Genomic DNA, 20,739 nt, shown 5'->3' on the forward strand with positions numbered 1-20,739 from the left:
CGCAGCCTAGCAGGCTTCCACGGCGCGCTGGTGCATGCCGATGCGCTCAGCGCGGCGCGCGTGCCGATGGCGCACGTCGCGCGGCCTGGGCGCGCAGCAGCGCCATGAAGGCCCGTGTGGCCGGGGTGGGATCGGGCCGCCACACCGCATAGGTCAGGAAGCCGAAGCGCTCCTTCAGCGCGACCGTCACCACCCCGCGCATGGCCGTGGCCATGGTCTGCGGCACGATGCCCACGCCCAGGTCGGCGGCGACCAGTTCGCGCATCAGGTCGGCATGGGTGACCTCGTACTGCTGGCGCTGCCGCAGGCCGGCCTGCGCGAAGGCCGCATCGACGATGCCGCGCACGCCGGCGCCGGCGATCAGCCCGGCCATCGGTTCGTCGTCCAGCTCGGCCAGCGCCACCCGCTTGCGCGTGGCGAAACGATGGCTGGGCGCCACGATCAAGGCCAGGGCTTCCTCGTGCAGCAGCAGCCGCTGTTCCGGCACCGCGACCTGCGGGCCGACGCCGACCAGGGCCACATCCAGCCGGCCTTCGCCCAGGTCGTGCAGCAGGGCCTCGCTCATGGCGGTGCGCAGGTGCACGTCCACCCGCGCATGCGCGCTGCGAAAGGCGCGCAGCAGCGTCGGCAGCTGCACGGTGGTGAGTGAGGAGATCTGCCCCAGCGTGAGCCGGCCGCGCACCGTGCCCAGGGCCTGGGCCATTTCCTCGTGCAGGCGTTCGGCCGCACGCAGGGTGGCGCGGGCGTTGTGCAGAAACACCTCGCCGGCTGCGGTGGGCCGCACCTGACGGGTGCCGCGCTCGAACAGGCGCGCACCGAGGGATTCCTCGATCTTGGCGACTTGGTGGCTGAGCGCCGATTGCACGGTGTTGCACCGGCGTGCGGCGGCGGTAAAGCCGCCTTCCTCGGCCACGGCCACGGCGAACTCAAGCTGGCGCAGGGTCAGCATGCGATCTCCAAACGCGATGGACACGGTGAAAACAATACATTGGAAAGATGCCGCGTCGCTGCCCACACTGCGCCCATTCCTACAGCAGGCATCTGCCATGACCGTCGAACCGATTGCCCACCCGCCATTGCCGCGCCGACTGGTGCTGCTGATGGCCGCCGCCACCGGGCTGGCGGTGGCAAGCAACTACTACGCCCAGCCCTTGCTGGAGACGCTGGCGCAGGCGTTCGGGATCCAGGTGCGCAGTGCCGGGGCGGTGGTGACCGCCGCGCAGCTGGCCTACGCGGCGGGGCTGCTGTTGCTGGTGCCGCTGGGCGACCGGCTGGAGCGGCGCGGGTTGATCGTCGGCCTGTTCGTGCTCAGTGCGCTGGGGCTGCTGGTGAGCGCCGCCTCGCATAGCTTCGGCATGTTGCTGGCTGGCACGATCGTCACCGGTGCCAGCTCGGTGGCTGCGCAGATCCTGGTGCCGTTTGCCGCGACCCTGGCCGCCCCGCACGAGCGCGGGCGGGTGATCGGCACGGTGATGAGCGGCCTGTTGCTGGGCATCCTGCTGGCGCGCACCGCGGCCGGGGTGCTGGCCGGCGTTGGCGGCTGGCATACGGTGTACTGGATCGCCTCCGGCCTGTTGCTGGTCACCGCCTGGCTGCTGTGGCGCGGACTGCCGCGGCACCCGGGCAATGCGCAACTGTCGTATCCGCAGCTGGTGGGTTCGGTGCTGAAGCTGCTGCGCGACGATGCGGTGCTGCGCTCGCGTGCGGTGCTGGGCGGGCTGATCTTTGCCGGCTTCAGCATGTTCTGGACCACGCTGGCGTTCCTGTTGTCCGGGCCTGCGTATGGCTATGGCACGGCGGTGATCGGGCTGTTCGGCCTGATCGGTGCGGCCGGCGCGCTGGCCGCCAACCGTTCCGGTCACTGGTCCGATCACGGCCATGGCGACCGCGTCAGCTGGGGCGGGCTGGTGATGCTGCTGCTGTCGTGGGGATTGCTGGCGTTTGCGCCGCAGTCGATCGCGCTGCTGATCGTCGGCGTGCTGCTGCTGGATATCGCGGTGCAAGGCGTGCACATCGCCAACCAGAGCGTGATCTACCAGCGCAATCCGAACGCACGCAATCGCATCACCTCGGCCTACATCACCTGCTACTTCATCGGCGGTGCGGTGGGTTCCACGCTGGGCACGGCGGCATATGCGCAGGCCGGCTGGAACGGTGTGGTGATCGGTGGGGCGGTGCTGGCGGTGGCGGCACTGGGCTGGGTGGGACTGAGCGTGGCGCGCAAGCACTGGAAGTAGATGCGTTGCCGGAACGGCGCCGCGGCCACCGGATCAAGTGGCCTGCGCGCGCATCGCGGTGCGTCGGCATCGCCGCCCACATCGATGCGGCAGTGGCTGGGCGGCGCGCATGCGCACCGCCGACGACGCACTAGGCCTTGCTGGTCGCCAGGCGCGGTGCGCCCTCTGCCGGCGCGGTGGTGACCGCCACGGCAGCGGCACGCAGTTTGGGCAGCAGCCGCAGGGTCAGTGCCAGCTGGTCGCGCACCAGGCGCTGCTTGGGCGGCAGTTGCACGGCATGCTGCTCCAGCGCTTCGGCGGTGACGATTTCCTGGCTTTCGTCGTGCGCCGGCAGCGGCTGGCGTTCGCGCAAGGCGGTGGCGATTTCGCCCAGCGCGCGCTGCAGGTAGTCTCCGGCCTGCACGATGGTTGGATCGTGTTCGCCATCGAGCGCGGCGCGGTGCGCGCCAAGCGCAGACAGATAGCCGAGCAAGGTGTTGGACAGCGCCAGGAAGCGGAAGCCCGCATCCAGGTTGCGCCGATAGCGGCCCGGTTCGCGCAGCATGTTGGACAAGGCCACCGACAACGCGGCATCGGCGTTGTGCATGTCGCGGCGCGCGATGCGGTAGGGCAGGTCGTCGCGCATGCCGCTGGCGTATTGCTCCAGCACCTGGGCCAGATAACGCGCGCAGCTGGCCAGCACCGTGGCCATCACCTGGTTGAGGCGGCGGCCCTGCCAGTCCGGCAGGATCAGGAACGAGGCGGCCGCGGCGATCGCGCAACCGATCAGCGTGTCGATCAGGCGTGGCCAGATCAGCACGAAACCATCGCCAAGCAGGTTGAAGCAGAACAGCGCCATCACGGTGATGCCGGCGGTGGCCAGCATGTAGCGATCGGTGCGGGTGATGAAGAAGATCAGCGCGGCGGCCAGCGCCAGCAGCAGCTGCACTTCGGTGCCGGGGAACAGCTGCATCAGCGCCCAGGTGGCGACCAGGCCGATCAGGGTGCCGGCGATGCGCTGCACCAGCCGCAGGCGGGTGGCGCCGTAATTGGGCCGGCACACGAAGGCGGTGGTGAGCAGGATCCAGTAGCCGTTGTCGGCATGGATGGACTGCATGATGGCGTAGCCGACCACCAGCGCGATGGCCATGCGCAGGCCGTGGCGGAACAGCACCGAGCCGGGCGTGAGTTGCTGCATCAGACGCGCGGCCATTTCGCGCAGGGTATGCGGCGAGGAGTCGCGCAGGCGGGTGTCGAGGTTGTCGCTGGTGGAATCGGATTGGGCCGCTTCCGACAGCTTGCGTTCGATGCTCTGCAGGTTGGTCACCAGCAATTCCAGCGCGCCGAGCAGACGCGCCAGTGCGGGGTCGGCCCGCGCGTGCAGGTAGTCCAGCGATTGCCGCAGGTCTTCGGTGGCCAGGCGGCTGTTGTCGCCGTAGTCGAACGGGTGGCGCAGGCGGATCGCCTCGCCCAACGCGGCGCAGGCCTTGCCCTGCAGCGCGAGCAGGCGCTGGCAGCGGTACAGCACGTCGCTGTGGAAGAACGCGTCGGTCAGCGCTTCGTAGGGATAGTGCGAGGAACTGGCGCGCTCATGGAATTCCTGCGCCATGTAGTACAGGCGGAAATACAGGCCCGATTGCACGCCCGGCCGCCCCGAGCGGCCGAAGCGGCTCATGATCGCGGTCTTGGCGGCGTTGAGCGCGCCGACCACCTTGGCGTTCTGCTCGGCCAGCGCGAGCCGGCGTGCGTGCAGGTCGCTCTGCCGCACCGGTTCGAACAGGTCGGCCTTGAGCTTGAGATACCGGCCCAGCTCGAAGAACAGCCGCGACAGCCGTTCGCGCACCGGACGATTGGCGAACAGCAGGGTCCACAGGATCGACAGCACGCCGTACCAGGTGGCGCCGATCAGCAGCAGCATCGCGCCATGCCAGGCGATCGACGGATCGTGGCTGCCGTGCTGGTCCATGCCGATCATGGCGTAGATCGACAAGGCCACGGTGGCCTGCGCGATCGAGGCGTAGCGCTCGCCCAGCGCGCCGAGCAGGGTCAACGAGAAGGTCGCCACCGCCATGCCGGTCACAAACGCCAGCGGATACGGAAACAGCAGCACCACCGACGCGGCGGCGGCGGCGAAACACAGCAGCGACAGCAGCACCGACTTGATGCGGCCCAGCCAGTTGTCGTCGGTCTCGGCGATGGCGCTGGCGATCGCGCCCAGGAACAGCGCCGGCACCGCGGTGAGCTGCTGCCAGTGCCAGCACACGCCCATTGCCACCGCCAGCGCGATGAACACACGCAGGCCGTAGCTGGCCTTTTCATGGGCCCACAGGCGGCTCAGGCGGGTTTCGAAGGAAGAAGTGGCCACAGTCTCTGCAAGGCAAGGTGCCCGGGCATTATTGCCGCAGGCACGCGCCATCGGGGTGGAGGGCGGCTAGTTCTTTGTCAGTAGCCGCGTTGTCGCAAGTGCCTGGGGCAAGCCGCTCAGGCCTGTGCGCCCTGCTCGCGGGCGATCGCACGCCAGCCGATGTCGCTGCGCTGGAAGGCGCTGGCCCAGTGGATCGGCTGCAGGCCGGCATAGGCACTGCGCTGCGCCTCCAGCACGCTGTCGCCCAGCGCGGCAACGCAGAGCACGCGGCCACCGGCACTGACCACCTCACCGTTTGCATTCAACGCGGTGCCGGCATGGAAGACCTTGGCGGTGGCCGGCACCGCGTCCAGCCCGCTGATGACCTCGCCGGTGATCGGGGCTTCGGGATACGGCTTGGCGGCGATGACCACGCCCAGCGACGGACGCGGGTCCCACTGCGCCTGCGTATTGTCGAGCTTGCCGTCGATGGCGGCGTCCAGCAGATCCACCAAGTCCGACTGCAGGCGCAGCATCACCGGCTGGGTTTCCGGGTCGCCGAAGCGCACATTGAACTCGATCACCTTGGGTGCGCCGTGCGCATCGATCATCAGCCCGGCGTACAGGAAACCGGTGAACGGCACGCCGTCGGCGATCATGCCTTGCACGGTCGGTTCGACCACCTCGCGCATCACCCGCGCGTGCACCTCGGGCGTGACCACCGGAGCCGGCGAGTACGCGCCCATGCCGCCGGTATTGGGGCCGGTGTCGCCATCGCCGACACGCTTGTGGTCCTGGCTGGTGGCCATCGGCAAGGCGTGGCTGCCGTCGACCATCGAGATGAAGCTGGCTTCCTCGCCATCGAGGAATTCCTCGATCACCACGCGCGCGCCGGCATCGCCGAACGCATTGCCCGAGAGCATGTCGCGCACCGCGTCTTCGGCCTCGCTCAGCGTCATCGCCACGATCACGCCCTTGCCGGCGGCCAGGCCGTCGGCCTTGACCACGATCGGCGCGCCTTTCTCACGCACGTAGGCCAGCGCGGCGTCTACCTCGGTGTGCACCGCGTAGTACGCGGTGGGGATGCCATGGCGCGCCAGAAAATCCTTGGCGAAGGCCTTGCTGCCTTCCAGCTGCGCGGCCTTGGCGGTGGGCCCGAAGATGCGCAGGCCCAGCGCGTGGAAACGGTCGACCACACCCAGCACCAGCGGCACTTCCGGGCCGACCACGGTGAGCGCCACGGCTTCGCGCTGCGCCAGCGCCAGCAGGCCATCCAGGTCGTCGACCTTGATCGCCACGTTGCGGCACTTGGCTTCGGTCGCAGTGCCGGCATTGCCGGGTGCCACCAGCACCTCGCTCACGCGCGCTGACTGCGCGATCTTCCAGGCCAGGGCATGTTCACGGCCGCCGGAGCCGATGACGAGGATTTTCATTTGAGTGCCGGGAATGGGGAATAGGGAATGGGGAATAGCAAAGTCTTTGGTTCTGCAGGCCGTACGATGTGGAGTGGCATCCAGGGAACCGCTTTGCCGATTCCCGATTCCCAACTCCCCATTCCCGGCACGTCAGTGCCTGAAATGCCGTACGCCGGTGAACACCATCGCGATGCCGTGTTCGTCGGCGGCGGCGATCACTTCGCCATCGCGCATCGAGCCGCCGGGCTGGATCACCGCCTTGATGCCGGCCGCCGCGGCGGCATCGATGCCGTCGCGGAACGGGAAGAACGCATCCGACGCCATCACCGAGCCGGCCACCGTGAGCTTGGCTTCCTCGGCCTTGAGCGCGGCGATCTTGGCGCTGACCACGCGGCTCATCTGCCCGGCGCCCACACCGATGGTGCGGTGGTCCTTGGCGTAGACAATCGCGTTGGACTTGACGTACTTGGCCACGCGCCAGGCGAACAGCAGATCGCCCAGTTCGGCCTCGCTGGGCGCGCGCTGGGTGACCACACTCAACTCGCCCAGCGACATGCCGCGGTTGTCGGACGACTGCATCAGCAGGCCCGAACCGATCCGCTTGGTATCGTAGTTGTTGAGGCCGTTGCCGTGCGGGATCTTGAGCACGCGCACGTTGGCTTTTTTGGTCGCGTAATCGAGCGCGCCGGGCTCGTAGTCCGGGGCGATCAGCACCTCGACGAACTGGCGATCCAGGATGGCCTTGGCGGTTGCCGCGTCGAGGGTCTTGTTGAAGGCCAGGATGCCGCCGAAGGCGCTGGTCGGGTCGGTCGCATAGGCCAGCTCGTAGGCATCGCCGCAGGCCGCGCCCACCGCCACACCGCAGGGGTTGGCGTGCTTGACGATCACGCAGGCCGGCGCATCGAACTGGCGCACGCATTCCCATGCCGCATCGGCATCGGCCAGGTTGTTGTAGCTCAGTTCCTTGCCCTGCAATTGCTGGAAGGTGGCCAGCGTGCCCGGCACCGGATACAGGTCGCGGTAGAACGCGCCAGCCTGGTGCGGGTTCTCGCCGTAGCGCAGGTCCATCACCTTGACGAAGTTGGAATTGATCTGCGCCGGGAACGGGCTGCGCGTGGGCACGTTTTCGGTGCTGTCGGCCACCGCCGACAGGTAGTTGCTGATCGCCGCGTCGTACTGCGCCACGCGGTTGAACGCGGCCACCGACAGCGCAAAGCGCCTGGCCGCCGACAGCTGGCCGTCGTTGGCATCGAGTTCGGCCAGCAGCTCGGCGTACTGCGCCGGGTCGGTGGCTACCGCCACGCGGGCGAAGTTCTTCGCCGCCGAGCGCAGCATCGCCGGGCCGCCGATATCGATGTTTTCCACCGCATCGGCCAGCGTGCAGTCGGCCTTGGCGGTCACCGACTCGAACGGATACAGGTTCAGTACCAGCAGGTCGATCGGCACGATGCCGTGTTCAGCCATCACCGCTTCGTCGATGCCGGCGCGGCCGAGCAGGCCGCCGTGCACCAGCGGGTGCAGGGTCTTGACGCGGCCGTCCATCATCTCCGGGAAACCGGTCAGCTCGGCGACGTCGGTGACCGGCAGGCCCGCCTCGCGGATCGCCTTGGCGGTGCCGCCGGTGGACAGCAGCGCGACGTTGCGCGCTGCCAGCGCGCGGGCCAGATCGATCAGGCCGGTCTTGTCGGAAACGGAGAGCAGGGCCCGGCGCACGGGCAGGAGATCAGAGGCCATCGGTGGGGGATATCAAAGCGGGGCAGCCCATATTGTAGGCCGCGCCGGCGCTTGAATGGACCCGTGCGCCCGCAATGGCGTCGATCCATGCGCTGAAAAGGCGCTGCCAGGCGCTGCTGCGGCCGATGGCGGGCGCGCTGTCGCGCGGCGGCATCAGCGCCACCGGCTCGCTCACGGCAGCGGTGGCGTTGCTGGTGGCCGCCGCGGCACCCGCTGTGGCCGGGCATGTACGTGTGACCCGCCTCGGCGCAAGACTTGCAGCGGCGCCGAGCACCGGGATGGCGACGATGCCGCGGTGCGGGCAGAGGGTGACAGGGCTTTGATCGTGATGTGATGCGTCGCAACGTTCGATGCTGCGGCGGCGATTGCATCTGCCAGGCCGCCAGTCGCAAAAGTTGCTGATGCCTGCGCGTTGCTGAGCGTGTTGCCTGACTGCAGTTATCGCTTCGGGCAATTCCCAGCAGGATGGAAACTGCCAACGGTGCAGCGTCTGAACGCGACGATGGATCACTTGCAAGTAATAACGCAGTTCTCATTCAAAGCCCCGCACGGCATTGCCACGGTGCGTGGCTGCATGCCTGCGCGTGGCGATGGCATTCCATTGTCAGTCCGGAAATCTTTCGCGACGGGATTTGATGGCTGCGCAGAACTCTTTTTGGTTCCGGTCGTGCACTGACGAACACAATCCGGAGCCGGTCGCAGATTGATCAAAAAGACCTGTCTTCGGGCGTGCAACGCATGCCTGTTCTTCGGTCATGCGCACCTGTCTTCTGCTGCGGCGACAGTTGCCAGCGCCGGGCTGACCGACGATCTGTGCTCGCTGATCGATTCACTCAACCGGTTCACCAGCAACGACGCTTTCGGCGAGGCGTCCCGTCGCTACTTGCTGCAACGGCTGTCGCGCAGGAGCCAGCCTTGCCATCACTCCCCGCTGCGTCTTGCCGTCACGGCCGTCCATGACCCTGCGATTCAAGCAAGACACCGCAGCGCGCGTGCGCCTTGTGGCGTTCGTCGATGACCAACCGTCGCAGTGCCGGTACTGCCCTTGCCAATGGGCCGATCCGTCTCGCCCTCACGGCAGGACGATCCGCACCCGTTCGTCGGCCAGGGCATGCATGCCGGTTTGCGCAGCTGCTCGGAAAATTCCTATGAGATCACCCTTATGAATCGCGAAAAAGTCCTGGCATTACGCACCTGCACCAACAACATGTCCGACCATTGCGGGCTGATCTGGCCGCAGTCGGGCAGTGTCGAATGCCGGCATTGGCAGCCCACCATCAAGCAGGAAAACGGCCTGACCGGCCTGTTGTGGGGACAGGGAACCAATGCGCATCTGAACATGCATGCCGATGCGCACTGGGTGGTCTGCATGGTCGATACCGCCGACATCATCTGGCTGGGCGAGGAGGGCATGATCAAGTTTCCCCGGGCCGAGGTGGTCTACGCCGGCAGCCGCGCCGGTGCCATGCAGTGCATTGCCGCGGGCATTGCGCAGCACGCGCCGCTCCAGCCGGAGCCGCCGGCAACGCCGGTCGTTGCCGCGGATTTCATTCCCAAGGCAGCGCAGGCGCAATTCACCGCACCACTCGTCGAAAGCGCTGCGCATTCCACCGCGCCAATGCCGGTTGCGACCCACGGCATCGATCCACAAATCGCACAAGCTTCAGCTGCGATCCTGCGCACACGCGAAATCGCCACCTACGGCAGCACGCTCACCGGCGCCGATCAGAGCCAGCTGATCGCAGGCTATGGAAGTACCGAAACCGCGGGTAACGGCAGCGAGTTGATCGCCGGCTATGGCAGCACCGGCGTGGCCGGATCCGACAGCACCATCGTCGCCGGCTATGCCAGTTCCCAGACCGCAGGCGGCGGCAGCACACTGACGGCCGGCTATGGCAGCACCCAGACCGCGCGTCATGGCAGTGATCTGACTGCAGGTTACGGCAGCACGGAAACCGCGGGTGCAGACAGCTCGCTGATCGCCGGCTATGGCAGCACGCAAACTTCCGGCGGCGACAGCTCGTTGACTGCCGGTTACGGCAGCACCCAGACCGCACAGAACGGCAGCGACCTCACCGCAGGCTACGGCAGCACCAGCACCGCAGGCACCGACAGCTCGTTGATTGCCGGCTATGGCAGCACCCAGACTTCGGGCGGAGAAAGCTCGCTGACCGCCGGCTATGGCAGCACGCAGACTGCGCAGGACGGCAGTGACCTCACCGCCGGCTACGGCAGCACCGGTACCGCAGGTGCCGACAGCTCCCTGATTGCCGGTTATGGCAGCACGCAGACCTCGGGCAACGACAGCTCGCTGACGGCAGGCTACGGCAGCACGCAAACTGCCCGCACCGGCAGCGACCTCACCGCGGGTTACGGCAGTACCTCCACGGCCGGTGCGGACAGCACGCTGATCGCCGGTTATGGCAGCACCCAGACCTCCGGTGGCGAGAGCTCGCTCACCGCCGGCTACGGCAGCACGCAGACCGCGCGCAAAGGCAGCGATCTGACCGCCGGCTACGGCAGCACCGCAACTGCCGGCGCGGACAGCACGCTGATCGCCGGTTATGGCAGCACCCAGACCTCCGGTGGCGAAAGTTCGCTTACCGCCGGCTACGGCAGTACGCAGACTGCACGCAAGGGCAGCGACCTGACCGCCGGCTATGGCAGCACCTCGACGGCCGGTGGCGACAGCACCTTGATTGCAGGGTACGGCAGCACGCAAACCTCTGGCGGTGACAGTTCACTCACCGCCGGCTACGGCAGTACGCAGACCGCGCGCAGCGGCAGCGACCTGACCACCGGCTATGGCAGTACCTCCACCGCCGGCGCCGACAGCACGCTGGTCGCGGGCTATGGCAGCACGCAGACGTCCGGTGGTGATAGCTCGCTCACCGCCGGTTACGGCAGCACGCAAACGGCGCGCAAAGGCAGCGACCTGACCGCCGGCTATGGCAGCACCGCAACCGCCGGTGCGGACAGCACGCTGATCGCCGGCTATGGCAGTACGCAGACCTCCGGCGGCGAGAGCTCGCTCACCGCCGGCTACGGCAGTACGCAGACTGCACGCAAGGGCAGCGACCTGACCGCCGGCTATGGGAGTACCTCGACGACCGGTGGCGACAGCACCTTGATTGCAGGGTACGGCAGCACGCAAACCTCTGGCGGTGACAGTTCACTCACCGCCGGCTACGGCAGCACGCAGACCGCACGCAGCGGCAGCGACCTGACCACCGGCTACGGTAGTACCTCCACCGCTGGCGCCGATAGCACGCTGATCGCCGGCTATGGCAGTACGCAGACCTCCGGCGGCGACAGCTCGCTGACCGCCGGCTACGGCAGCACGCAAACGGCGCGCAAGGGCAGCGACCTCACCACCGGCTACGGCAGTACGTCCACGGCCGGTGGCGACAGCACCTTGATTGCAGGGTACGGCAGCACGCAAACCTCTGGCGGTGACAGCTCACTCACCGCTGGCTACGGCAGTACGCAGACCGCGCGCAGCGGTAGCGACCTGACCACCGGCTACGGCAGTACCTCCACCGCTGGCGCCGACAGCACCTTGATTGCAGGGTATGGCAGCACGCAAACCTCTGGCGGTGACAGTTCGCTCACCGCCGGCTATGGCAGCACGCAGACCGCGCGCAAGGGCAGCGACCTCACCACCGGTTATGGAAGTACCTCGACGGCTGGTGCCGACAGCACGCTGATTGCCGGTTATGGCAGTACGCAAACCTCGGGCGGCGACAGTTCCCTGACGGCGGGATACGGCAGCACGCAGACTGCCCGGAAAGGCAGTGATCTCACTGCCGGCTACGGCAGCACCTCCACCGCCGGTTCGGACAGTTCATTGATCGCCGGCTATGGCAGCACGCAGACGGCCGGCTTCAAGAGCATCCTGACCACCGGCTATGGCAGCACCCAGACTGCGCAAGAGGGCAGCATGCTCACTGCCGGCTATGGCAGTTCTTCCACCGCCGGCTCGGACAGTTCGCTGATCGCCGGCTACGGCAGCACGCAGACGGCCGGCTTCAAGAGCATCCTCACCGCCGGCTACGGCAGCACGCAAACTGCGCAGGAGCGCAGCACGCTCACCACCGGTTACGGCAGCACCTCGACGGCAGGGCATGACAGTACGCTGATTGCCGGCTACGGCAGTACGCAGACGGCTGGCTACAAGAGCATTCTCACCACCGGCTATGGCAGTACCCAGACCGCGCAGGAAAGCAGTTCGCTGATCGCCGGCTACGGCAGTTCCTCCATGGCCGGCCCGGACAGCTCGCTGATCGCAGGGTATGGCAGTACCCAGACCGCCGGTTACGACAGCTCATTGACCGCCGGTTACGGCAGTACCCAGACCGCGCAGAGCAGCAGCTGGTTGATCACCGGTTACGGCAGTACCTCCACCGCCAGCTTCCAAAGCTCGTTGATTGCCGGCTATGGCAGCACGCAGACGGCCGGTTACGAAAGCACCCTGACCGCCGGCTACGGCAGTACCCAGACCGCGCAGGAAATCAGCTGGCTCACCACTGGTTACGGCAGTACGCAAACCGCCGGCCATGGCAGCATCCTGACCGCCGGTTACGGCAGCAATTCCACCGCCGGCTACGAAAGTACCCTGATTTCCGGCTATGGCAGCACGCAGACCGCCGGTTACGAAAGCACCCTGACCGCCGGTTACGGCAGCACGCTGACCGCGCTGGAAAACAGCTCGCTCACCGCCGGCTACGGCAGTACCGAAATCGCCGGGTTTTCCAGCACCCTGATCGCCGGTTACGGCAGCAGCCAGACCGCCGGTGGCGACAGCACGCTGACCGCAGGCTATGGCAGCACCCTGACCGCGCAGGACAACAGCTCGTTGACCGCAGGCTACGGCAGCACCGAAATCGCCGGGCAGGACAGCTCGCTGATTGCCGGCTATGGCAGCAGCTTGACCAGCGGCGTGCGCAGCTATCTGACCGCCGGCTACGGCAGCAACCAGATCGCCAGCTATGGCAGCTCGCTGATCGCAGGACACGAAAGTACCCAGATTGCCGGTCACCGCAGCATGCTGATTGCCGGCAAGCTGAGTTCGCAGACGGCCGGCTCGCGCAGCACGTTGATCGCCGGTATGGGCAGCGTGCAGACCGCAGGCGACCGCAGCAAGTTGATCGCTGGCGCCGACAGCACCCAGATCGCAGGCGATCGCAGCAAGTTGCTGGCCGGCAGCAATAGCTTCCTCACCGCTGGGGACCGCAGCAGGCTCACCGCCGGCGATGACTGCACGCTGATGGCGGGCGACCGCAGCAAGTTGACCGCCGGCAAGAACAGCATCCTGACGGCGGGCGCCAACAGCCGATTGATCGGCAGCCTGGGCTCCACCCTGACCGGTGGCGAAGACTCGGTGCTGATCTTTCGCTGCTGGGACGGCAAGCGCTACACCAACATCATCGCCAAGACCGGGGAAGAGGGCGTCGAGGCCGACACCGCCTATCAGATCGATGACGACAAGAACGTGGTGGAGAAGTTCGACGATCCGTTCGACACGCTCGCCACCATCGTGCCGGACCATGGCAGTGGCCCGGCCCCGGCAGCGGATCAAGCAGCGGTGACGCAATTGCCGAACTGAGCAGGCAACTCGCCCAGGCGATCGGCATCGCCGATTGAGCACTGCAGCCAACCGCCGGATCCCCGGCGGTTGGCCCGATCAGATGAAGAGCGCGCGCGAGCGGGGCACGCTGGGCGTGACGGAAGTCCTGCGCCAAGGCGTGGGATCAAGAGCGAACACTTTGGGCAGCCCGACCGGGCATCAACACGCAGAACATTCCACAACGCGCAACGAGATCGTCCATCAGCCGCGTCATCACCAAGCGTGCCAGCGCAGCGCATTACCAGCCCGCAGCACACCCCAACGCTCTAACGATTCCCCAATCCCGATTCCCCAATCCCGGCTTACGTCAGCCCGTACTCTTTCAGCTTCTTGCGCAGCGTAGCGCGGTGAATGCCCAGCATCGCCGCCGCGCGGCTTTGGTTGCCTTCGCAGTGGTTGAGCACTTCCACGAACAACGGGATCTCCATCTCGCGCAGCACGATTTCGTACACGTCGTCGGCGTCGCTGCCGTCCAGGTCGCGCAGGTAACGGCGGACGGACTGGGCCACGTGTTCGCGCAGCGGCGACTTCGGGGCGCCACGACTGGTGTCAGGACGAGAGGGGGCTGCGTTCAAAGGAGGTTTCCCAGTGTCACGAAGCCGGGACGCGTGGCCGGCGAGGGGGAGTGAGTCTAGCGCGTGACCTCCCCGCTCGCCACGCCCGTGTGGCGGTGGGCGCAGGTCGGGTCCGCTCAGCGGAAGTCGAAACTGAAGGCCGCCGTGCTCGCGGCCGGTTCGCGCACGCGAAACGCCACCTGCACCGCCTGGCCCGGCGCGAGCGTGTCCTGCGCCGCCGGCGGCTGGCCCAGATACTCCTGCGGCGCCAGCACACGCGTGCCGATCACCCGCCCGTCGGCGTCGGACAGCGACAGCTGCAGCCATGGCCAGGCCTGCGCCCAGCGTGCCTCGTTGCGAAAGCTGGCCTGGATCTGCAGCACGCCCGGCACCCCGGGCAGCGGCCGCACCTCGCGATTGAGCAAGGTCAGCGCGGCCGGCTCGCGCCAGGCCGGCAGGGTGCAGCGCGCCACTGCACAGGCGGCGCTGACCAGCGGGCGCCAGCGCGCATCAGCCGCCAGCTGCGCGCGGTCGGCGATGACGATCTGCAAGGCCAGCAGGCCGACCAGCCCGAGCAGCAACGCCCACTGGCGGCCGCTGGCGCGCAGCCGTGGCCGGCTCAGCCCGCGGCGTGCGAACGCAGGCGCGGGCTGGGCCGGCAGTGGCTGGAACTGGGCGGGCGCCGCTGCGTCGGCAGCGCCCGCGTCGTTGCCGCTGGGCTCGGCGTCCGTGTCCGGAGCGGTGCCGGGTGCTGGCGGGGCGGCCAGGTCGGAAGCGGGGGCGGACGCGGTGCCGTGCTCACGCTGCCGGTCTGTGCCTGCCACGCCGGCGGCCGCTACGTCGCGCGGATGCACGGCGGCCGACTGTGCAGCGGCAATGCCGGCGAGGCCGGCGTGGGTGTCGCTGCGGCCGGCCGCTGTGTCTTCGGCAGGATCGCCGGGCAGTTGGCGCGTGGTCGCCGTGGTCCACGCCAACCGGTCCGGCTCAGCGGCATCTGCCGCGGTCTGGTCGGCATCGCCGGGTGGCAGCACGACGTCCACCGGCACCGAATCGCCGCGCGGCGCGGCCGCCGGTGGCGCAGACGGTGGCGGAACGAGCGGCGCCACCGGTGCGGCCACCGGCTCGGCCAATGGTGCCGGCACCAGTGCGCCGGCCGGCACCGGCGGCGCGTGCAGCGGCGCGTCGGCCGCAGGCACCACCGGGGTCGGGATCAGCGACGGGGCAGCCGGCGTCGCACGCAGGAACGTGGCCAGGGGGCGGCGCGGTGGCGGGGTCTCGGACATCGGCAGGCGTGCAGCGGGAAGAACCCTATTCAACCACGCGCACGCCAATGGGCGAACCCGGGCGCGTCCTGCGTGCGGCACGCAGCCGCAAGCGCAGATGCCGCTTCCATCGACTGCAGGGTACGCATCCCGTTGACTGGCCAACCGTCGCGCCGCTGTGACAACCCTGCCGCAGCTCGAACCGGCCGCAGCCCTAAGCCACATTCCAGCAAAGGCAGCATTCCAACCAATAAGCAAACGCAACGACCGGCGCCACGTCATCCAAATCCGACTGAGCCAGCTACCACTCCGAGCTTGCCTTACAAACGAAGCCCCAAGCAGCCTGCCCCCGATTCCCGATTCCCGATTCCCGATTCCCGAATCCCGAATCCCGAATCCCCAACTCAACGCCGACGCCGCGTCTTGCCCTCGGCCAGCAACAGATCGAGCAGGCCGCTGCGCTGGCGCGGCGCCAACGTGTCGAAGCGGTTCAGCAGCACGCGTTGCTGCTCGTCCAGATGGCGGTACTGCGCGGGTTCTTCGGCGATCGTCGGCACCGGTGGGCCGAAGGTGCGCTCGCCGCGGCCGGTGGCCAGGTATTCGAACGCCATGCCGCTGCGCCTGGCCAGGCCTATCAGGTTGTCCACCGAGGGCGCGGTGCCTTCGGCCATCTCCCACTGCGCCACCGCGCTACGGGTCACGCCCAGCTCGCCGGCCAGGCCTTCCTGGGTCAGCTTGGTCAGGGCGCGGGCTTCGCGGACGCGTTCGTACAACTTGCTCACACGGCACCGTGAGTGGGGAACGGGCCGGGAGATATAGCCCTAGCAGCAATCAGGGATAGTTCGTATACCTTTCATATGCCCATATGTTTGCGATACTGTCCGGGTGTCAATGATGACGGGATCACAGCGAACTCAAGGAGGACATCCATGGTCGAGCCAGCCGCTCCCAAATCTGCCCGTTCCACCACGCCACCACCAGCCGCATGGCCGGCACATTCGCCGCTGGATCCGGCGATCACTCGCTTTCGGGGCGCGCCGTGTTACCAGGTCTGGCAGCGCCAGGACGCGTGGACCGCAGTGGCCGACGGCACGCAGTGGTCGGCCGGGCTGGCGCCGCGGTGGTGGGCGCTGCGCCAGCGGCACTGGCGGCTGCTGGCGCTCAGTGTGGGTTTGCTGGCGCTGGCCGGCGGCCTGGCCAGTCTGGGCCCGCGGACGTGGTCGCTGCCGGCCTGGGCGGCGTTGCTGCTGGCCGAGTTGGGCCTGCGCGTGCAGCTGGCCCGGCAGGCCGGGCCGTGGCGCAACGCGGCGCTGCGGCGTGCCGGCTGGCAGGCGGTGACCCGCCTGCGCGCCATCAGCGTGGCCGATGCGGTGACCACCGCGCAGATCCGCGCCGGCCGGCCACACCGCTGACCCGAGGCGGTGTCAGTGGCGGCGTACGCCGTCGATGCGCATCCAGTCTTCGTCGCGTTCGCAACGCAGTTGCTCGAACCAGGGCGCGTAGCGCTGCAGCAGCTCGTCTTCCTGACCATGCAGGATGCCCGACAGCGCAATCCGCCCGCCCGGTGCCACGCGTGCGGACAAGGTGTCGGCCAGCGCATCCAGCGCCGAGGCCAGGATGTTCGCGACCACCACCGGATAGGTCTGCACCGGCTCATCCTGCGGCAGGTACACCGCCAGCTGCGCCTGCAAGGCATTGCGCTCGGCATTGTCGGCAGTGGCCAGCAGCGCCTGCGGATCGTTGTCCACGCCCACCGCGCTGGCCGCGCCCAGCTTCAGCGCGGCGACGGCGAGAATGCCCGAGCCGCAGCCGAAATCCAGCACGCTGCGGCCCTGCAGCTCGCCGCTGCCGGCCAGGCTGTCCAGCCAGCGCAGGCATAGCGCGGTGGTCTGGTGCGTGCCCGAGCCGAACGCCAGGCCCGGATCCAGACGGATCACCGCGGCGTCGGGCGCTTGCGCGGCCTCGGGCAGCGCGTGATTCCACGGCACGATGAAGGTGCGCGCGCCGAACTGCATCGGTTTGAACTGATCCATCCAGGCGCGTTCCCAGTCGCTGTCGTCGACCGTGCGGAACGCGACCTGGCTCCAGTCCAGCCCGGGGTCGAACGCTTCCAGCGCGGCGAGCAGCACCAGCGCATCGCTGTCGCCGTCGAACAGCGCGTTCAGCACCATGGTGTTCCACAGCGGCGTTTCGCCGACGCCGGGCTCGAGAATGGCGCGCTCGTTGCTGGTATCGGCATTGGCGTCGAGCAGCGTCACCGCCAGCGCGCCGATGTCGTCCAGCGCATTCTGGTAACGGGGCTGGGTGGCGTCGGAGCAGGGCAGGGTCAGTTCAAGAAACGGCATCGTGGCGGTCGGGCAATTCGAAAGCGTGCATCGTAGACCATTCATGCCGGCGGGCTCCTGCGCGACGGGGGCCGGATAGGCAGACGCACCGCGTGCGCGATACGGCGGATGCCGTCGCCTGATCGGTGCACTCAGCGCATGCAGCGCAGTGGCGGCGGCCGCTGCCGGCGCAGCACGCGGGCGCGCCGGCAACCAAACGCCCGCTGCGCGCCACCCACGCCACACCCGCGCAGATCACCGTCCTCATGCAATGCACCGTCCGCCGTTTGCATCGGCAGCGTCCGCTTGCGCGCCAGCGTGCGCGGATGCGGGTGCTAGACTCCGCGCCGTCGCTGCGGGGCTTTCCGCAGCAGGGTCGCCGCTGTCCATGCCGCTTGCTCGTGCCCGCCATCTCTGGCTGTTGCTGGCTCCCGTCGCGCTCGCGGCGGCGGCCTGGTGGCATGTGCGCGCGCAAGCGGGCGATTCGCCCACCGCCGCGCCGCCGGCGGTGGCAAGCAATGCCCGTGCCGGCGCGCCGGCAGCGGTGGCGCACGCGCCCGCCGAACGCGGCACTGCCCTGCAGCTGCCGTTCCGCGATGCGGTGGACGCGCAGCCGGACCTGTACCGCTATGCGCAGCAATTGCAGCAGCAGGTGCGCGCCGGCAATGCGCAGGCGGGGTGGCGCCTGAGCCGCGTCTACGATTACTGCGCGCCGTATGCGTCCAGCCCGGCCGGTTACGCCGCCGACAGCGCCTGGATCGCCGCGCAACACACGCCCGGCGTGGTGGCGATGCACGCGGCGCGCACGCGCGTGGCGCAACGCTGCGCCGGCTTTGCGCCCGGCGACGGCCTGGGCCCGCGGCTGGTGGCGCAGCAACGGCAGGCGGCCGCGCGTGCGGGCAATCTGGCTGCCGAGGCGGCGTTGCTGGCGCTGGGCGAGCCGCTGCAGCGCTCGCCCAGCTACAAGCGCGCGCTGGTGCAGCGCGTGCTGGCCTCGCGCGACCCGGAGGCCTATCTGGCGCTGGCGCCGGCGATGGGTGCGCGCGCCAGTGGCGATGACAGCCTCGACGGCTACGTGGCCGGCGATCAGTTCGCCGAGCTGGCCTGGCAGGTGGCTGCATGCCGGCTGGGGCTGGATTGCAGCGCTGACAGCACCCTGGTCACCAGTTATTGCGCCAACGCGGGCATCTGCTCGCGCAACAGCGCACAGGATTTCGTGTCGTTCGTATTCGATGCCGCGGTGCCGCGGCAGGGAGCAGACAGAGTGGATGAGATGGTCGATAGCTTGGTCTCCGAGCCGGGAGCGCAGTCATGAATTACCGTCGCCTGGCGCATGGCGCCAAGTTCTGGTTCTGGGTCGCATTGTTCGTGGCGTATTCGGCTGCGGCCGTGGGCATCGTGATGATCGACACCGCCGATCACCGCTACCAGCCGCTGTCGGTCAAGTCGACCACGGTCGCCGCCGACGAACAGCAGCGACGGCATGGCGCCAGCCAGGTGGCCGCGGTCTACCGCGCCAGCAGCGCGATGCCGTTTTCGACATTGCCGGCCGGCTCCACCTTCCAGGTGGTGTGGCCGGATGGCTCCACCGAAACCATGACCGTGGTCGACCCGGCCTCCTCCAGCGGCATCGTGCCGGTGCCGGGCAGCCAGCAGCCGGCACCGCGGATCCGGTAGCACCCAGGATCCCGTAGGAGCGCACCTGGGCGCGACGAGGTTCCACCGATAAAGCGCGGTCGCGCCCGGGTGCGCTCCTACGCATAGGTCGGCTGGCCTGCCTGAGGCACTGCCGCCGCAATGCCCGGGCAACAACGCAACAAGCCCGGTTTCCCGGGCTTGTTGCGCGGTGCACTGGCCGGTGCGATCAGACCAGCGCGATCGACTTGTTCTTGCGCTCGGCCAGGCGCTTTTCCAGATAGTGGATGTTCTGCCCACCGGCCTGGAAGCCCTTGTCGCGCATGATGCGCTGCTGCAGCGGGATGTTGGTCTTGATGCCGTCCACCACCATCTCGCTCAGCGCCACGCGCATGCGCGCAATCGCGGTCTCGCGATCGGGGCCATGCACGATCAGCTTGCCGATCATCGAGTCGTAGTTCGGCGGCACCTTGTAGCCGGCGTAGATGTGCGTATCCACACGCACGCCCGGGCCGCCGGGCGGATGGAACGCGGTGATCAGGCCCGGATTGGGCATGAAGGTTTCCGGGTCCTCGGCATTGATGCGGCACTCGATCGCATGCCCGCGCAGCACGATGTCGCTCTGCTTGATGGTCAGCTTGCGGCCGGCGGCGATGCGCAACTGCTCGCAGACCAGGTCGATGCCGGTGATGCGCTCGGTGACCGGGTGCTCCACCTGGATGCGCGTGTTCATTTCGATGAAGTAGAAACGCCCGTCTTCGAACAGGAACTCGAAGGTGCCCGCGCCGCGATAGCCGATGCGGATGCAGGCATCCACGCAGACCTTGCCGATTTCGTTGCGCAGTTCTTCGGTGATGCCCGGGGCCGGCGCTTCTTCCACCACCTTCTGGTGGCGGCGCTGCATCGAGCAATCGCGTTCGCCCAGATGGATCGCACCGCCCTGGCCGTCGGCCAGCACCTGGATTTCCACGTGGCGCGGATTTTCCAGGAACTTCTCCATGTAGACCTGATCGTTGCTGAAGGCGGCCTTGGCTTCGGACTTGGTGGTTTCGATGGCGGCCTTCAACGCGGCCTCCGAATGCACCACGCGCATGCCGCGCCCGCCGCCGCCACCGGCGGCCTTGATGATCACCGGGTAGCCGATCTCGCGCGCCACCTTGGTGTTGGCGACGATGTCGTCGCCCAGCGGACCGCCCGAACCGGGCACGCACGGCACGCCGGCGGCCTTCATCGCGCGGATCGCCTCCACCTTGTCGCCCATCAGGCGGATGGTGTCGGCCTTGGGGCCGATGAAGATGAAGCCGGATTCTTCCACGCGCTCGGCAAAGTCGGCGTTTTCCGACAGGAAGCCGTAGCCGGGATGGATGGCCTGCGCATCGGTCACCTCGGCCGCGGCGATCAATGCCGGGATGTTGAGGTAACTGTCGCTGGAGGCGGCCGGGCCGATACACACCGACTCGTCGGCCATGGCCACGTGCTTGAGGTTGCGGTCGACCGTGGAATGCACCGCGACCGTGCGGATGCCGAGCGTGTGGCACGCGCGCAGGATGCGCAGCGCGATTTCACCTCGGTTGGCGATGACGACTTTATCGAGCATGGGAATAGGGAGTCGAGAATGGGGAATGGGGA

The 20,739-nt window shown here is 68.1% G+C and carries 16 protein-coding genes; 6 read left to right on the forward strand and 10 right to left on the reverse strand.

Features of this window, described 5'->3' with window-relative positions:
- Nucleotides 1-46: 46 nt before the first annotated feature.
- Nucleotides 47-949 carry a LysR family transcriptional regulator gene (locus KHN93_RS02885; protein ID WP_104561481.1) on the reverse strand — a complete coding sequence of 301 codons (903 nt, stop codon included), beginning with the start codon at nt 947-949 and terminating at the stop codon, nt 47-49.
- 97 nt (nt 950-1,046) lie between these two features.
- Between KHN93_RS02885 and KHN93_RS02890 the strand changes: the two genes are divergently transcribed.
- Nucleotides 1,047-2,237, forward strand: a complete 1,191-nt coding sequence (locus KHN93_RS02890; RefSeq protein WP_211921924.1) for an MFS transporter — start codon at nt 1,047-1,049, stop codon at nt 2,235-2,237.
- A gap of 130 nt (nt 2,238-2,367) precedes the next feature.
- On the opposite strand, the gene yccS is transcribed toward KHN93_RS02890, so the two are convergent.
- The 4 genes from yccS to KHN93_RS21755 all read right to left on the reverse strand — a co-directional run bounded on the left by yccS (nt 2,368) and on the right by KHN93_RS21755 (nt 8,226).
- Nucleotides 2,368-4,581 (reverse strand): YccS family putative transporter, encoded by a 2,214-nt coding sequence (gene yccS / locus KHN93_RS02895; protein WP_104561479.1) that lies wholly within the window; start codon nt 4,579-4,581, stop codon nt 2,368-2,370.
- A gap of 116 nt (nt 4,582-4,697) precedes the next feature.
- Nucleotides 4,698-5,993: a phosphoribosylamine--glycine ligase gene (gene purD, locus KHN93_RS02900; RefSeq protein WP_211921926.1), complete on the reverse strand. Its 1,296-nt coding sequence runs from the start codon at nt 5,991-5,993 to the stop codon at nt 4,698-4,700.
- 132 nt (nt 5,994-6,125) lie between these two features.
- On the reverse strand, nt 6,126-7,709 hold the full coding sequence (gene purH / locus KHN93_RS02905; protein ID WP_016904525.1) for a bifunctional phosphoribosylaminoimidazolecarboxamide formyltransferase/IMP cyclohydrolase: 1,584 nt from the start codon (nt 7,707-7,709) through the stop codon (nt 6,126-6,128).
- Nucleotides 7,699-8,226, reverse strand: coding sequence for a hypothetical protein (locus KHN93_RS21755; protein WP_211921929.1), 528 nt, complete (start codon nt 8,224-8,226; stop codon nt 7,699-7,701). The genes purH and KHN93_RS21755 overlap by 11 nt, the downstream gene beginning before the upstream one ends.
- Nucleotides 8,227-8,412: 186 nt before the next feature.
- Between KHN93_RS21755 and KHN93_RS02915 the strand changes: the two genes are divergently transcribed.
- Together KHN93_RS02915 and KHN93_RS02920 are read left to right on the forward strand one after the other, a co-directional pair.
- Entirely contained in the window at nt 8,413-8,727 is a 315-nt protein-coding gene (locus KHN93_RS02915; RefSeq protein WP_146090942.1) for a hypothetical protein, read from the forward strand.
- Nucleotides 8,728-8,871: 144 nt separating this feature from the next.
- On the forward strand, nt 8,872-13,314 hold the full coding sequence (locus KHN93_RS02920; RefSeq protein WP_212579587.1) for a beta strand repeat-containing protein: 4,443 nt from the start codon (nt 8,872-8,874) through the stop codon (nt 13,312-13,314).
- Nucleotides 13,315-13,637: 323 nt separating this feature from the next.
- On the opposite strand, the gene fis is transcribed toward KHN93_RS02920, so the two are convergent.
- From fis to KHN93_RS02935, 3 genes are all read right to left on the reverse strand, one after another.
- Complete coding sequence (fis, locus tag KHN93_RS02925) at nt 13,638-13,910, reverse strand: DNA-binding transcriptional regulator Fis (protein WP_002804983.1); 273 nt, start codon at nt 13,908-13,910, stop codon at nt 13,638-13,640.
- Between the two features lie 116 nt (nt 13,911-14,026).
- Nucleotides 14,027-15,172 (reverse strand): DUF3426 domain-containing protein, encoded by a 1,146-nt coding sequence (locus KHN93_RS02930; protein WP_211921931.1) that lies wholly within the window; start codon nt 15,170-15,172, stop codon nt 14,027-14,029.
- A gap of 383 nt (nt 15,173-15,555) precedes the next feature.
- Nucleotides 15,556-15,933 (reverse strand): helix-turn-helix transcriptional regulator, encoded by a 378-nt coding sequence (locus KHN93_RS02935; RefSeq protein WP_039523154.1) that lies wholly within the window; start codon nt 15,931-15,933, stop codon nt 15,556-15,558.
- 147 nt (nt 15,934-16,080) lie between these two features.
- On the opposite strand from KHN93_RS02935, the gene KHN93_RS02940 reads away from it, so the two are divergent.
- Nucleotides 16,081-16,563 (forward strand): hypothetical protein, encoded by a 483-nt coding sequence (locus KHN93_RS02940; protein ID WP_211921933.1) that lies wholly within the window; start codon nt 16,081-16,083, stop codon nt 16,561-16,563.
- A gap of 12 nt (nt 16,564-16,575) precedes the next feature.
- Here the strand turns inward: KHN93_RS02940 and prmA are convergent, their stop codons facing one another.
- Nucleotides 16,576-17,496, reverse strand: coding sequence for a 50S ribosomal protein L11 methyltransferase (gene prmA, locus KHN93_RS02945; RefSeq protein ID WP_065048446.1), 921 nt, complete (start codon nt 17,494-17,496; stop codon nt 16,576-16,578).
- A 367-nt stretch (nt 17,497-17,863) separates the two neighbouring features.
- On the opposite strand from prmA, the gene KHN93_RS02950 reads away from it, so the two are divergent.
- A complete protein-coding gene (locus tag KHN93_RS02950; protein WP_039531221.1) occupies nt 17,864-18,790 on the forward strand; it encodes a hypothetical protein in 927 nt (308 codons plus the stop codon).
- Entirely contained in the window at nt 18,787-19,152 is a 366-nt protein-coding gene (locus tag KHN93_RS02955; RefSeq protein ID WP_016903365.1) for a hypothetical protein, read from the forward strand. The genes KHN93_RS02950 and KHN93_RS02955 overlap by 4 nt, the downstream gene beginning before the upstream one ends.
- Nucleotides 19,153-19,339: 187 nt before the next feature.
- Here KHN93_RS02955 and accC read toward each other — a convergent pair whose 3' ends face one another.
- Complete coding sequence (gene accC / locus KHN93_RS02960) at nt 19,340-20,707, reverse strand: acetyl-CoA carboxylase biotin carboxylase subunit (RefSeq protein ID WP_016903366.1); 1,368 nt, start codon at nt 20,705-20,707, stop codon at nt 19,340-19,342.
- Nucleotides 20,708-20,739: the final 32 nt, after the last annotated feature.

The sequence above is a fragment of the Xanthomonas arboricola pv. juglandis genome, from assembly GCF_905367715.1.
Classification (GTDB): domain Bacteria; phylum Pseudomonadota; class Gammaproteobacteria; order Xanthomonadales; family Xanthomonadaceae; genus Xanthomonas; species Xanthomonas arboricola.

What these genes read in the sequence shown, in the direction of transcription:
- KHN93_RS02885 (WP_104561481.1), bottom strand. Translation starts at nt 949, where the DNA reads ATGCTGACCCTGCGCCAGCTTGAGTTCGCCGTGGCCGTGGCCGAGGAA.
- KHN93_RS02890 (WP_211921924.1), top strand. Translation starts at nt 1,047, where the DNA reads ATGACCGTCGAACCGATTGCCCACCCGCCATTGCCGCGCCGACTGGTG.
- purD (WP_211921926.1), bottom strand. Translation starts at nt 5,993, where the DNA reads ATGAAAATCCTCGTCATCGGCTCCGGCGGCCGTGAACATGCCCTGGCC.
- purH (WP_016904525.1), bottom strand. Translation starts at nt 7,709, where the DNA reads ATGGCCTCTGATCTCCTGCCCGTGCGCCGGGCCCTGCTCTCCGTTTCC.
- KHN93_RS02920 (WP_212579587.1), top strand. Translation starts at nt 8,872, where the DNA reads ATGAATCGCGAAAAAGTCCTGGCATTACGCACCTGCACCAACAACATG.
- KHN93_RS02930 (WP_211921931.1), bottom strand. Translation starts at nt 15,172, where the DNA reads ATGTCCGAGACCCCGCCACCGCGCCGCCCCCTGGCCACGTTCCTGCGT.
- KHN93_RS02940 (WP_211921933.1), top strand. Translation starts at nt 16,081, where the DNA reads ATGGTCGAGCCAGCCGCTCCCAAATCTGCCCGTTCCACCACGCCACCA.
- prmA (WP_065048446.1), bottom strand. Translation starts at nt 17,496, where the DNA reads ATGCCGTTTCTTGAACTGACCCTGCCCTGCTCCGACGCCACCCAGCCC.
- KHN93_RS02950 (WP_039531221.1), top strand. Translation starts at nt 17,864, where the DNA reads ATGCCGCTTGCTCGTGCCCGCCATCTCTGGCTGTTGCTGGCTCCCGTC.
- KHN93_RS02955 (WP_016903365.1), top strand. Translation starts at nt 18,787, where the DNA reads ATGAATTACCGTCGCCTGGCGCATGGCGCCAAGTTCTGGTTCTGGGTC.
- accC (WP_016903366.1), bottom strand. Translation starts at nt 20,707, where the DNA reads ATGCTCGATAAAGTCGTCATCGCCAACCGAGGTGAAATCGCGCTGCGC.